Source organism: Corynebacterium jeikeium (assembly GCA_003955985.1).
GTDB classification, from domain to species: Bacteria; Actinomycetota; Actinomycetes; order Mycobacteriales; family Mycobacteriaceae; genus Corynebacterium; species Corynebacterium jeikeium_D.
Genome location: CP033784.1, coordinates 668,649 through 682,115, shown reverse-complemented (window position 1 = coordinate 682,115; position 13,467 = coordinate 668,649). Strand labels below are relative to the sequence as shown.

The 13,467-nt window shown below is 57.5% G+C and carries 9 protein-coding genes; 2 read left to right on the top strand and 7 right to left on the bottom strand.

Annotated elements, in window-relative coordinates; translation table 11 throughout:
• Nucleotides 1-3: 3 nt before the first annotated feature.
• The 6 genes from EGX79_03015 to EGX79_02990 form a co-directional block, all read right to left on the bottom strand.
• Nucleotides 4-1,071, bottom strand: a complete 1,068-nt coding sequence (locus tag EGX79_03015; GenBank protein ID AYX81245.1) for an Ion channel protein — start codon at nucleotides 1,069-1,071, stop codon at nucleotides 4-6.
• A gap of 115 nt (nucleotides 1,072-1,186) precedes the next feature.
• The gene (locus tag EGX79_03010; GenBank protein AYX81244.1) at nucleotides 1,187-4,681 is read right to left on the bottom strand and encodes an ATP-dependent helicase; all 3,495 of its coding nucleotides are present in this window, start codon (nucleotides 4,679-4,681) and stop codon (nucleotides 1,187-1,189) included.
• A gap of 2 nt (nucleotides 4,682-4,683) precedes the next feature.
• Nucleotides 4,684-8,043 carry an ATP-dependent helicase gene (locus tag EGX79_03005; GenBank protein ID AYX81243.1) on the bottom strand — a complete coding sequence of 1,120 codons (3,360 nt, stop codon included), beginning with the start codon at nucleotides 8,041-8,043 and terminating at the stop codon, nucleotides 4,684-4,686.
• 95 nt (nucleotides 8,044-8,138) lie between these two features.
• A complete protein-coding gene (locus EGX79_03000; protein ID AYX81242.1) occupies nucleotides 8,139-8,990 on the bottom strand; it encodes a TIGR02569 family protein in 852 nt (283 codons plus the stop codon).
• Between the two features lie 9 nt (nucleotides 8,991-8,999).
• Complete coding sequence (locus EGX79_02995; GenBank protein AYX81241.1) at nucleotides 9,000-9,908, bottom strand: DUF3152 domain-containing protein; 909 nt, start codon at nucleotides 9,906-9,908, stop codon at nucleotides 9,000-9,002.
• Entirely contained in the window at nucleotides 9,908-10,144 is a 237-nt protein-coding gene (locus EGX79_02990) for a DUF3107 domain-containing protein (protein ID AYX81240.1), read from the bottom strand. Before EGX79_02990 ends, EGX79_02995 begins: the two co-directional genes overlap by 1 nt.
• Before the next feature lie 82 nt (nucleotides 10,145-10,226).
• Between EGX79_02990 and EGX79_02985 the strand changes: the two genes are divergently transcribed.
• Both EGX79_02985 and EGX79_02980 read left to right on the top strand, forming a co-directional pair.
• A complete protein-coding gene (locus EGX79_02985; protein AYX81239.1) occupies nucleotides 10,227-11,591 on the top strand; it encodes a DEAD/DEAH box helicase in 1,365 nt (454 codons plus the stop codon).
• Between the two features lie 68 nt (nucleotides 11,592-11,659).
• Complete coding sequence (locus tag EGX79_02980; GenBank protein AYX81238.1) at nucleotides 11,660-12,991, top strand: hypothetical protein; 1,332 nt, start codon at nucleotides 11,660-11,662, stop codon at nucleotides 12,989-12,991.
• Here the strand turns inward: EGX79_02980 and EGX79_02975 are convergent.
• A complete protein-coding gene (locus EGX79_02975; GenBank protein AYX82698.1) occupies nucleotides 12,988-13,350 on the bottom strand; it encodes a hypothetical protein in 363 nt (120 codons plus the stop codon). The two genes, EGX79_02980 and EGX79_02975, sit on opposite strands and share 4 nt — an antisense overlap.
• Nucleotides 13,351-13,467: the final 117 nt, after the last annotated feature.

The following is a 13,467-nucleotide window of genomic DNA, read 5'->3' as shown; positions in this document are numbered from 1 at the left end:
GTGCTATTCGTCATTGCTGTAGACACGGCGGACGTACAGCAGCCGGTCGCCTGGCTCCACCGATTCACACTCCGGTGAATCAATTCGGTACAGCTCACCCGAGCGCACCACACCGAGTGCAATATCCGCGAGGTGCCGTGGGCTGGCACCGATTTCCTCTTCGGTGACGAGCCTCTCTGCAACAGAGAATCCTTCATCCGGGCTCAGGAGGTCTTCCATCATCTCCACCACCGAAGGAGTCACCGTGGCCAGCCCCAGCATTCGGCCGGCGGTTTCAGAAGAAATGACCACTTGGTCTGCACCTGACTGCGTCAACAAGTGGCGGTTTTCTGATTCACGCACTGAAGCCACAATTGAGGCACCCGGTGCCAACTCGCGGACAGACAACGTGACCAGCACCGCTGTGTCATCTTTGTTCGGTGCAACGACTATAGAGCGGGCACGCTGAATACCAGCTAACTTCAGCACATCAGATTTAGTAGCCGACCCATGCACCGTCGCCAAGCCTTGATTCGAAGCGTGGTCGAGTGCTTCCTTGTCCGTATCAATAACAACGATTTCTGCCGGATCTACGCCGTCCGCGAGAAGAGCTGCAATGGCAGAACGACCCTTGGTGCCGTATCCGATAACGACGGTGTGGTTGCGCAACTGTCTCCTCCAGCGCTGAATTTGCAGGGTTTTCCGAGACTCTTGGGTCAAAACGGTCAGAGTAGTACCGACCAAGAGAGCAAGGAAGGCCACACGCAGTGGCGTAATGATCAAAATATTGAGTAATCGAGCCCTCTGTGTGACCGGCGTGATGTCACCGTAGCCCGTCGTCGACAGGCTGACAGCCGAGTAATACACCGCATCGATGAAGGTGAGAGGCTCCGTGTATCCGTCGTGGTCGTAGTAGACCACGACGGATGCAATCAGCAGCAAAAACACGGCGTAGTTCAAACGACGTATGATTAGCCGCCAAGGATTCTTCGGCGCGGACTCAGGCAGACCAATGACTCCCAGCAGTGCATGCCCGGGAAGATCATTGAGCCCGGTTTCGTATCCCGAAGATTTCCGAATTGGATTACGCAACCGCTCCTCGCCTGCCTTTCATGAAAACTCCTCCCGGTGAAAAATAGCGCATACAAACTGCTGCTTTCACCTGGATAACTGGCCACGGCCACGCGGCAGTTACATACGTAGATGATTATCCAATCAGCTCGCGCATTTTCCTGTCTAACTCTATCCTGCTTGGCAGTAGCGCTTCATCTGGTATTAGCGTCCGTCCTGCCGAAACGTAGAAGAACCCGGCTTCAATGTCTTCGAGGGCAGTTTCCATTCCCATCTCGCGCAGCCTATCCGACCACGCCAGGCGGTAAATCGCCAGCTGTAGCGCCGCTACTTCCCTTTCCTTTCCGCGCGGCATCTGGCCTGTCTTCCAGTCAATGACGCTCCACTTCCCGTTGTCGTTAAACACCGCGTCGATTCGGCCGACGACCCGCCTCTGCCCGATGGCAATTTCAAACGGCACCTCTACATGCGTTGGCGTGCGGTCAGCCCACTCAGATGCCTCGAAATTCGCCTTCAATTTCTCCAGTTCGCGTTCGGACGCGACTTGTTCTGTGCCGAGGAAGTCATCCAGTTGATCCCCGAAGAGATCCTCATCGTCCAGCAGACTGTGTGCACCGAAGCGATTCTCCAACCAAGCGTGGAATGCCGTACCTCGGCGCGCGAATCGGTTTGGCTTAAACGGCACCGGGCGTGCTTTCCGACGAGCAAACGCGACCGGATCCGCAATCATCGCTTGGTATTCGCTAGTGGACATGCTTGTCGGCATTGGTAGATGAATCTCCGCGGCCTTAGCTCGAAGGATTTCATCCACGAGAATGGTCGTTTCCGTTTCCCATACCTCAGACAGGTCACCTGCAATGGGGCGCTCATCCTGGTCTTCGCCCATGTAGCGCATGACGCTTTCGGCTGCTCGCTGCACACTATCTCGGCGGTTGCCCAGGGTATCGACGGGCCAGACCACCCCATCAACCGCAGTGTCGCAGTCCAAATCGACTTCAGTGTCCTCTACCTCAGGGTCCTCCCCATCTGTCCACGACACCACATAGTCACTGAATTGAGTGGCGATGGCTGCGAAGTCCGCCGACACGTCGGTGGGTTTCTTCAAGCTCGGATTAGGCCGCCTGCTTGCAGTGACAATGAGCTTTTTCGCGGAGCGAGTCATGGCAACGTAGAAGAGGCGCTGTTTTTCTTCCCTCTCCACTTCTCGCAGCTCTTCCTTGTAGGCTTTGATCACCTTGTTGAGGTCGGTCTGGTTATCGGTGCCTGATATGTCCAGTTCGGGGGCGTTGCTATCGACAGAATCAGCGACAGGAGCCCAATCGCCTGCTGCAAGCTGCGTTGCATCCTCTGTTGTTTCCGCACTAGCCGTTAGCGGATCCACTTGAGTAATTGCGCCAGGAGGAAGCTGAACTGAATTGGTGAGCCACGATGACAAATCAACTCTGTCGAACTTGCTAGTGGTGATGCCCGGAACAGCAACGGTTTCCCACTCCAAGCCCTTTGACTTGTGCATAGTCATGATTTGGACACAGTTTTCCGGCATGTTCATAGGTGCCCGTTCCAAGCCATCATCGTGTTCGACAGCGAATTCCAGATAGTTCAAAAACCCTGTCACATCGTCCGAGATATTTTGAGAATACGTCGCAGCGATATCGACAAACCGATCCAGATGTGCAGTCGTCGGCCTGGTTATCGCGGTAGCGGAACCGTACTGTCCGGCCGCTGCTTCTACGCGAATTCCAAACTCAGTAGCGATGTCCTCGACCAGTTCCGGCAGAGGCTTATTCAGCGAGAACCGGCGTAGTTTTCGTAGGCTTGCACCCAACTGTGCGATGCGCACCATTGCTTCATCTGTGTAGTTCAGTGACTCGCTGCAGACCAACCGCCCATTTTTTTCCACACTGCCGCGCGCCAGCGGGGTGCCGTCGTAAAAACGAATATCCGGGTCGGCGATGGCGTGCCCCAGCCCCACCGCGGACGATGCTGCTTCGGCATCTTCCACGAGCTTGTCATACTGGCGAGCGAGCTGGGAAAGCGGTGAGGAGTCTGAAGTCTCTTCGACGTTGCCCTTCTTGCGGGCCAACTCGTCCTTTCCTGTGATTGCCAGCTGATCTACACGAGTGCGAAGTGCCTCCACGTCTGCGGCACCCAAATTGAACTGTGGGCTGAGTAGCAGACGCAGAGCATCCTGGTCTGAACTGGGGTCGACCAATATCTTCATCACCGAGGTGATATCCATGACCTCGGGCAAGTGCAGCAATCCAGCGAGTCCCACAATGATTGCAGGCACACCCCGCTCAGACAGTGCATCTAAATAGACAGCCGATTCAGCATTTGTCCGAACCAGGATGGCAGCATCGAGCTTGTTGCCAGCTGCTTCACATTCGCGTAATTGCGCCTCCATGCAATCTGCGATGTATGCAACTTCTTCCTCACCGGTTGCAGTGAAAGCAAGCTGCACCTCGCCCTGACCTGCTTTTGGCCCCGCATCCAGTGCCTCTACCGTACGAGCCTGCCCCGCAAAAGCACGGTCGGAGACTGCGTTAGCAAGCTGCAGCACTGACTGCGGGTTTCGCCAAGAAATGGTCAGTTGCTTTTTCTCCGCTGGCTGCCCATCCGACCGCGGAAAATCATTGACAAACTGCACAAGGTTTTCGGCCGTTGCTCCTCGCCAGCCATAAATTGCCTGCATCGGATCGCCGACAGCGGTGACACAACCACCGGAGAACAGCGCACGCAGGAACAGCCGCTGTGTGTGCGACGTGTCCTGGTACTCGTCGAGCATGATGATCTTAAAGCGACGCCGCTCCTCCTCCCCGACTTCCGCGAAGTCGGTGGCTAGCCGGGCCGCACGAGCCATCTGCATACCAAAGGTGGCTACATTTTCTTCATTGCACCGAGCTCGAACCTGCTCTACCAGCGGCAAAATCTCTAATCTCTCCCGCTGCTTATCGACGATGCCCTGTAGATCGCCAATTAGCCCCTCGCGTTTACCCTTCTGCGGGGTCTGCTCAATATTGCTGATGAACGCTTCGGTTTCCTCGCGAATCGCCTGCGGAGTAGACAAGTTTGAGTCGATGTTCGACCCCAGCTCAATAATGCGACTGGCCAGCGTTGATGGCGCAATATCGACATCAATTTCGGTCACATTGCGAGCTGTTTCCCAGGCCAACTGCCACTGCGTCGCGCCATCCATAATGGTGACCCCCGGCTCCGTCGGCAGCAAAAGACCATAATTGCTCACGACTTCAGAGGCATAGGCATCGTAAGTAAGCGTGGTTGGGGCAATGACCTCGAGGCTTGCTAGCACCTCTGGTGAAGCTTGTGCACGAAATGCAGCGGAAGAAGCAAGCGCATTCAGCTGTTGGCGGATACGGACGCCGAGCTCGCGCGCTGCCTTCCTGGTGAAGGTCAAACCTAGAACTTCTTCTGGGCGGATAAAGCCGTTGGCGACCAACCACACAACACGGGCAGCCATTGTCGCTGTTTTACCAGCACCGGCACCGGCGACAACAAGCATTGGTTCCATCAGTGCACCGATTACCGCCGCTTGTTGCGGGGTGGGCGGAAAGTCCTGCCCCATCATCTCCGACAGGGTGACGGGATCAATGATGGTTCGTTCCTCCGACATGACTACCGATTCCCTTCTGCTGCCGGGCACGCCTTCGAAAGCGTGCAGAACTTGCAATGATCACCAGCGAGCGCCAAGGCACGCGGGCCAGACGTCGCACGTGCTACCTGCTCTACGCGACGCTCCCAGTCAGCCAACTTGTCTTCCGTGAGCTTTGACTGTTCGCGGCTAGTGATAATGGTCTTATTGTGTGACTTTCGCGGAAATACCAGGTATGCCCCAGATTGTTCAATGCCTTCGCCGTTGTCCACAGCGAGCCCATCTCCGCTTTCAACGAGCTTCCCCTTCGACAGCGCCAGTTGATATGTAGCTAGCTGTGCGTGTCCTTCTACTTCTTTACCGGAGGGCGCTGTCTTACCGGTTTTAATATCGACGATTTGAACTGCACCATCAGCGTCTTCAATCAACCGGTCGATTCGTCCGACAATCACGATGTCATCGTTGATGTTGACATTTACTGGGACCTCGGTTCCGATATCTTTCTTAGTCTCAATCCACCGCTGCCAATCCTCCAGCCCGGTCAACCAGGTCTCTTCCTCAGTACGCTTACGCCACTCCGGATCATCGGACAGGTCCCCAAAAACACGCCGGATCTCAGACTGAGCCTCAGGCACAGTCACTCCCTTGGCGACTGCTTCTACCGCCTGATGCAGTAGAGAGCCCAGATACATGGCCGATGTCGGTGCTGATTTATCCAACATGGCCTTCAACGGACAACTCAGGGTTGCTTCCACCTTGGAGGGATTGATCCTCATCGGCTTCTTGTCATTTACCGGCTTCGAAGTCGACGGTGCACGGAGCCCCCACCAGGTGTCTGGATGTGCGCCAGCAACCTCAACCTGCGCCAATCGCGCGAGTTGACGTGCAGCTTGTCGACGCCGCGTCTCAGTCTCCGCATCGTCCACAACGGCTGCACGCAGTTCTGCCAGCAGTGACTCCACAGAGAGCACCCGTGGCAGGCCTTCACCGGCCCATGCGACATCTTCTGCCTCTGCAACATCCGGATTGCCGGCGTTTGCTTCATTAGCCGTAGCCCCGACTCCGTTCGCAGACGACGATGCTTCCGACTGTTTCACCAGCTCCGTCACCGAATTACCGAGCTTTTCAACGAGCTCGATAATAAACGGACTGGGAACTCCAACATCGTCAGGAGAATCGACTGCGGTCAGCAGTACCCTGTCGCTCGCCCGTGATACCGCGACGTGCAGCAAACGACGTTCCTCCGCCAGCGCATCCGCCATGGAATTGATGTACTCCCGCGGCTCAATTCCGTGATCAACGAGACCGATGAACTCGTTCTGCTTCATCACCGAGCCAGTCACACCGAGGCTGGGCCACTGGCCTTCCTGGACTCCGACAACCGCTACTGCTTTCCACTGCCTGCCCAGAGCCGCATGGGCTGAGAGAATGCGCACGGCATCGCGCTCTACCCCGCTACGGTCACGTGCGCCGATGGGCAGCTCCTGCTCTTCCACAGAAGCGATAAAACCGTCAACCGTCAGTTTTGGATTCAGCTCCACACGGTCACCAGCAAAGTCGAACAGTGCCATCACAGCATCCAAATCGCGGTCAGCCGATGCGCCAGCTGTACCGCCGCGCAACGATGCCGCCACCAGATGGTCTGCCAAACCAGTGGACTGCCAAATTGCCCACAAAGTTGCTTCCACACCATCGCGCAACGCTTCACGAGCTGCGCTCAACAGATCCAGCGGCACCTGCAGCGCCTGACGTTCACGCTGCGACAGAGACTCAATAAGCTCCAGCTGTTCAGCTGTGAGTCCCTCTGCCTTCAAGATTCCGATGAGCTGAGTCATCGCGGCCCCGCCGAACAGGTCGGCCTTTCGGATTCCGCGCAGCAGACGCTCTTTGACAATCGGATCCATGTTGACCAATGGGCCGGAGAGGAACTCGTCCCACTCCACGTCATCGAGCTGGTTCATAGTTGCCCGCAACGCCACCATCAGCGCTCGCACCAATCGCTGATGACTTAGCACGATGTCCGTTGGGTCAATCTGCACAGGCACACCCGCACGCGACAACGCACGGAACAGAGAGGACTCCCCTGCACCGGACCGGACGATGACCGCCATATCCTTCCATGCCACTCCCTCGTCAATATGAAGGCGCCGGAAGTAGTCCGCGACTGTGGCTCGCTGTGCACGTTCAGAAGGATGAATAGCTATGCTTACTGCACTTTTAGCTGCGTACGAGTTTTCCGCTGCGACGGTATCGCTGTTGTTTCCAACTTCGGATTCACGAGCTTCCTGTGCTCCAACTGAACCGACAATGCCACGGTATGCAGGAGCCTTAGGCAAGCGCTGAGAAACTGCGTTGACTAAATCCGCGATATCAGCGTTACAGCGGTAAGACTGCTGCAAGTGGATTGCCTTGTACTCGACCTCACCAGTCCCCCGGAGATAGTCATTATTAGCACCGCGGAAATGGAATACCGATTGATCTTCATCACCAGTAATGACGGCTACGGCCGCCTGCGACACAAACCGATCCACAAGACGCGCAGCTTCCGGGGATAGGTGTTCAGCATCATCGACCAGCACCACCGACTTTCCCCACCGAGCCAGTGCTTGCGCGTCTGTATCCAGCTCCATCAATGCCGCAGAGACAATCTCTGCAGCGTTCAGGCTGGGCTCCCACGCCAACCGCATAGTCTGCTGATACTCCGCCATAAACTTGCCAGCCGCACACCACGACTCAATGCCATAGTCCACGCCGAGCTGCTGAAGCCTCGGGGCATCAATCCCCCGCTCAGCTGCACGCAGCAGAAAGTCACGAACCGCACGGGAAAAACCGACTAACGGAAGAGCCGGGCGCAACCGCTCTGGCCAATACGCACCACCATCTTCCGCATGACCGGCCAAAAGTTGCCGCACGACAGCATCTTGGCGTGCACCAGTGGTCAACGATGGTTCAGGCTCTCCCCGACTGACAGCGGCATCACGTACTACTGCATAGGCAAGCGAATGCACGGCACGCACCATGCCACCTTGACCTGCCCCGACCGAACCGCCTTCCCCCAGTTCAGAGGAAAAACGCCTGTCAATATCCCGCCTCAATTCCGCGGCGGCCTCTTTTGACTGTGACACCACCAAAATGCTGTCCGCCGGAATGCCCGCCTGCATGTAGTCCACCGCGAGATCTGCCAGCAGCGAACTCTTACCAGTCCCTGGGCCGCCTAAAACGCGCACAACAGACTGGTTTACAAGCTTGTTCTCTACCACGAGCGCCTGATTATGGGAAGGGAAAAGCGCCTCTACCGCAGTACCCAACCACTGCCGACGACGAGGAGGTTCCTCCTGGACGAACCGAACCTTCGGCATTCCATCTACGTTCATGTGCACCATTGTGGCACAACCTCCGGACCAATACTCGAACACCCATTCGAAGTAAGGAGAAAAATACCCCCGCCCCAAAAAACTCCCGTAAATACTGCCCGGCGTTACTTAGACACAAACGCGCGAACTAGCGAAGCCGCGCGGAACAGACCGCGATACGCACTCGGCTGCGATTCTGGACTAACAGCGTGGACAAAAAGTCGATAACACATCGCACGAACGAGCAACTGACCGAAATCCGGCAGGTGATCGAAGCGCCGCAGTAGCTCCTCATCAGCCCCCATCATGGACAGACAATCCACTGCCGCCAAGGCAGCTGTCCAACCACGGACATGCCACGCTGGCACGATATCGGTGAGAACCGGGGCGGCCGTGCCGTCGTAAAGCAGCGTGCCGACGAGGTCTGCGTGACAGACCTGCAGAAGCTCCGTTGGCACAACCATCTCTGCCCGCAGCTGGAGAAGATCACCGGAGATCGTGAGAGCCTCGGCACAATCGGCGCGGGGGACGCTATCCGCGTCGAGAAGCTGCTCGAGGATGCCGATTGGGTCAGAGTCCCAAGCTGCGCGATTACACATGACGAAGTAATCGGGCTCCTTATCAAGGAGAAACTGTGGCCGTTCAATACTGGCAAGCGACTCTTCCACGCGACCAGCGGCCACAATGGTTTCATCGGCACGTGGCGCGAATCCCCCCGGGATGAAATGACGAGCCTGCCACCCAGCAATAACCAAGCGGCCGTCACTGGTACGCACAGATTTCGCCACTCGGACGCCATCGACATCTAGCGCACTGCGAACCTTTGCAGACCACAGCGCCTGCGCCGAATTATGTACCGGCGAAAGGACAATGGAATCGTCGTAGACCCAGCCATTGTCCCAAGCTCGCCCGGCACGATGCGGCTCGCCCTCGGCACCAAAGGCCTCTAAAACACGGTCGGGAGGAGTGGCGATCATAATCTGCTACTACCTTGCTTTCTGAGTCGGTGCGGCCGTATCGTCGTCCGCCCCAAATGGGTACGGCCAGCCGTTGACAGAACACGTCTTACCATCGACCTGATAGACCTCGCTGCTGTCGATTTTGTGCAGTTCATCGTTCGACACGCTCAGGGTCTGCTGCATCATGATTGGCGCGATACCGCCGTCCCTCGGACAGGGCTCGTGAACCGCGTACCCAAGTCCGTGACCAACCTCGTGATTAATAAGGTATTGGCGATACAATCCCAGGTCCCCCTCAAAAGGCAGGGCACCTCGAACCCACCGGGCGATACTGACGACCACGCGCCCAGGCTCACCTTCCCGCTGCCCAGACAGGTAACAGGAGGTCTCCATTCCCAAGGTGTTGCCGCACAGCTGATGTGCGGTTCCAGTCGCGGAAAGCTGCACGACAATCGTCGGATCCTGGTCGCGAGGCACTGCCTCGAAAGAAAAATCTGGATTAGCTGTCCAGCCACGTGGATCGGCCAGAATCGAGTTCACCGTCTCTGCAAAGGCGCGCTCGCCACCAATCGAAGGAACATCAATGTTGTCTTCAATTTCCACGGAATACCTGACCGCATTGTCGCGCCCCTCCCCAACACGGGGATGCGCCACGGTGACATCTTTAAAATTTCCCGAGGGTTCCGTGGCAAAGGCCGGACCGGGTGGCAACTGCCCTCCCTCGTAACCATCACCGTATCCCTCACCGGGCACCGGACCAGGGCGACCATTGCCACTCTGCGAGGCGACAGTGCCAGTGCCGGAACCTGAAGAATCATCTTCAGCAGTGAAGATGTCGAAGAGAATGATGACTGTGAGCACCACAAGTACAGGGATGGCATAGGCTCGCCACCCCCAACTCCTTGCAATGCGTACGAGAAAGGGTTCTTGCGTCATTAGGCGAAGAAGCCAACCTTACGGTCTGCGTTATTACCGGTACGGACGTAGGCGACCTTGTCAGCATTAATCAGGTACTCCTGACCAGCGCCGTCGCTGAGCTCAATCACACCTTCGCCAGCAGCCAGCTTCTGGGAGATCGCAGCCTTGACCTCCTCACCACCAGCGACGTTTTCAATGTTCAGCTCACGCGTATTGTCTGCAAATCCAATAGTGATGTCCATAGGTGACATCATAACCATTCCCAAAGCGGCTAGGATTAGAGAGACCGATTAAGCCGTCGTGTCACGTGAGGTTACAAACAGCAAAGGAGTCGCCGTGGCAGAGTCCCAGTCCCCGACATTCGTCGAATTGGGGGTCGCCGCGGAAATCTGCGACGCACTCGCCGACGAAGGAATCACCCGCACATTTGCAATCCAGGAACTGACGCTGCCCTTGGCACTCGACGGCACGGACATTATCGGCCAAGCCCGTACTGGCATGGGAAAAACTCTTGGTTTTGGTGTCCCCCTTATTGACCGCGTCTTTGATGACGCCCGCATTCCAGAACCGGATGGCACTGCCCGCGCAATCATCATCGTCCCCACCCGTGAGCTATGTGTGCAGGTCGGCGAGGATTTGGCCCGCGCTGCGCACTCAACCAATCTGCGTGTGTGCACTATTTACGGTGGCCGCCCCTATGAGGAACAGATTGAACAGCTAGACCGCGGTGTGGACATCATCGTCGGTACTCCCGGCCGTCTCATCGATCTTTACCAGCGCAATAATCTAGAGCTGTCAGGCGTAAAGATTTTGGTTCTCGACGAGGCCGATGAGATGCTCGACTTGGGCTTCCTGCCGGACATCGAGAAGATTCTGGCTGCGGTGCCAGATGAACGTCAGACCATGCTCTTCTCGGCAACAATGCCGGGCCCAATTCTGACTCTCGCACGTACCTTTATGAATCGCCCGGTGCACATCCGCGCCGAATCAGGCGAGGAAGAGGCCACAGTCCACGAGACCACTAAACAGATTGTTTTCCAATCGCACCAGATGGATAAGGTCTCGGTCATTGCCCGCATCCTGCAAGCCAACGATCGTGGTCGCACCATCATTTTTGCTCGCACGAAGCGCGGCGCCGCCTCGGTTGCTGAGCAGCTCGGCGAGCGCGGCTTCCTGGTCACCGCCGTCCACGGCGATATGGGCCAGCCTGCACGTGAGCGCTCGCTGACGGCGTTCCGCAATGGCGACGTCGACGTCCTGGTCGCAACCGATGTCGCGGCTCGCGGTATCGATATCGACGATGTCACCCACGTCATCAACCACCAGGTGCCCGATGACGAAATGACCTATGTCCACCGCATCGGCCGCACCGGCCGCGCGGGACACAGCGGTGTCGCCGTTACGCTCGTCGGCTGGGATGAAACCACAAAGTGGAAGGCTATTTCAGATGCTCTCGACCTGGACATGGCCGAGATTCCGACGTGGTTTTCCACCTCCCCCGAGCTCGCCGAAGCTCTAGACATCCCCGAGGGGATCGATGAGAAGGTCGGGCCAGCCCGCCCGGTATTGGGTTCCAGACCACCTCGCGGGCGTGGCGGAAGAGGCCCGCGAAACAACCGCTCACAGGCTCATCATCGCAATCGCGGCCAAGGACGAAGCTCAAAGCGGGCCGGCCACTCCAATTCTCATCGTCGCAGCTAGGCCGCTGCGCGTGCCAACTCCCCGCCTCACCTCTCGCCACGACCACTCGTCGACAGGACATTCCAACCGTGCTGCAGTCACCACAAGCCAACGCTGAGCCCACCACTGCAGAGACCCGACTGCGCCGCAATCGAATCGCATCAGTAGTTCTCATCATCGCCGTAGTGCTAGTCGTCGGTTGGACATGGGTCGCTTCTCCGGCTCGTAAGGTCGATCGCACTGAATCCACGGCACCGACGAGCAGCACAGCGCAAGCCCCGGCCGCGAACGATCCGGAGGCAATGCCACATACTCTCCGGCCGGTGTGGTCCACTGAATCGTCGGCAAGCACAAGCACGCACACCATCTCCCCGGCGCCACTGGTGATGGACAACTCCCTCATCGTTGCTGAGAACAAGGGCGTGCGTGCTATCTCGCTTAACGACGGCACGGAGCGCTGGCACTATCGACGAGATATTCCGCTTTGTGCGCTCTCGGGCAGTGATGGCCAAGTTTTCGCGACTTTTCGTGGGGCAGCTGGCTGCGGTGAGACCGTTGCACTCAAGCCCGACTCGGGGCAGTATGTCGCGACCCGTAAATCGATTGCGGCTGACAGCCCTGCCGCCGTGCGCTCGAACTCATACGCGGGTGTCTACGACTCTGGATTCCTGGAGCTGTGGCGCTCTGACCTGGTCCGAGTAGTCGAGTACGGCAAGATTCCAGCGTCTCCGGAACCGAAGATGCAGCCGCATCCGGAGTGTTCGATTATCAGTGCGCTCACGCGCGTGGAGCTGCTGGCCGTCGTAAACAACTGCGATGGTCACGGGCGCCTGGTCATGCAGGCGGCAAATCCGGAGGAGTCTCGGAAACCGGAGGTCAAGAGCGATATTGACCTTGGTCCGGCAACTGCAGATATGTCACTGGTATCGATTGGCCAGGACACGGCGGCGGTACTGTCAGACAACCGCATCCGAGTTTTTCGTATGGACGGCACGATGCTGACTGAATTGGCGCTGGATGAGACTACCCTGCGCCCAGCACCGGCGGAAGCTAACTCCAACGGCGATGCCCCGCGTGCGCCTTTTACAACGGATCTTCCCCATCACATGACGTGGTGGTCGCCGCGTGGTTTACTGGGCTTCCGCCCGAGCACCCTGGCGCCGGATTTCGAGTTTGCTGAGGCCACAGGAACCCCAGCTCCATGGGGTGAGCATGTTTTCATGCCAGTCACTGACGGAGTCGCGGTATTGAATGCCAAGACTCTGGAGATTATCGGCACACTCCCGTTGCCTGCAGCTGCGAAGTCCACTCAAGCAAATAATGCGGACAAGCCGGAAGTGCCCGTGCGCCTTGCGGTTGTCGGTGACACGCTACTGGTTCAGCGCGGTGAGTCAGTCGACGCGTTCGCCATCGAAGCTTAGAAAGAGCGGGCAGCCCAATCAATCGCCTTCGGACTAAACATACAGGCCAGCGCAGCAATTGAAGCTGCCGCCGTCGGTAGAGCAAGCAGAAAAGCGCTCGAGCGGAACATGTAATAGGCCACGCCCAGCAAGCAGAGGTTGAGCATAATGATCGGCCCGCGCCCCCATCGGGCGCCACGCAGCAACATAATCGCACCAGCGAGAACAGCGCCGAAAATGAGAAGGAACCACAGCGCGGTACCCCAACCGGAAATGACCGCGGCCTCGTCGCGGTACCCCATCAAATCACGAATGAGAAGGAAGATCCCGTAGCCCAGACCGAGGGCACATTCGGCGACACCAATCCACGCACCGACCATAACAACCTGAGGTGCGGCGATCGGCCCGTCGGCTGCCGCAAGCTGGTCGGTAGTACGCGATTTGGGCGCATTGCTGCTGTTTTTCTGGTTACTCACGCCCTACATGTTAGCCCGGTG

Excerpts from the sequence above, each read along its gene's own strand:
- EGX79_03010 (AYX81244.1), bottom strand. The coding sequence starts at position 4,681 with ATGTCGGAGGAACGAACCATCATTGATCCCGTCACCCTGTCGGAGATG.
- EGX79_02975 (AYX82698.1), bottom strand. The coding sequence starts at position 13,350 with ATGGTCGGTGCGTGGATTGGTGTCGCCGAATGTGCCCTCGGTCTGGGC.
- EGX79_03005 (AYX81243.1), bottom strand. The coding sequence starts at position 8,043 with ATGGTGCACATGAACGTAGATGGAATGCCGAAGGTTCGGTTCGTCCAG.
- EGX79_03000 (AYX81242.1), bottom strand. The coding sequence starts at position 8,990 with ATGATCGCCACTCCTCCCGACCGTGTTTTAGAGGCCTTTGGTGCCGAG.
- EGX79_02990 (AYX81240.1), bottom strand. The coding sequence starts at position 10,144 with ATGATGTCACCTATGGACATCACTATTGGATTTGCAGACAATACGCGT.
- EGX79_02995 (AYX81241.1), bottom strand. The coding sequence starts at position 9,908 with ATGACGCAAGAACCCTTTCTCGTACGCATTGCAAGGAGTTGGGGGTGG.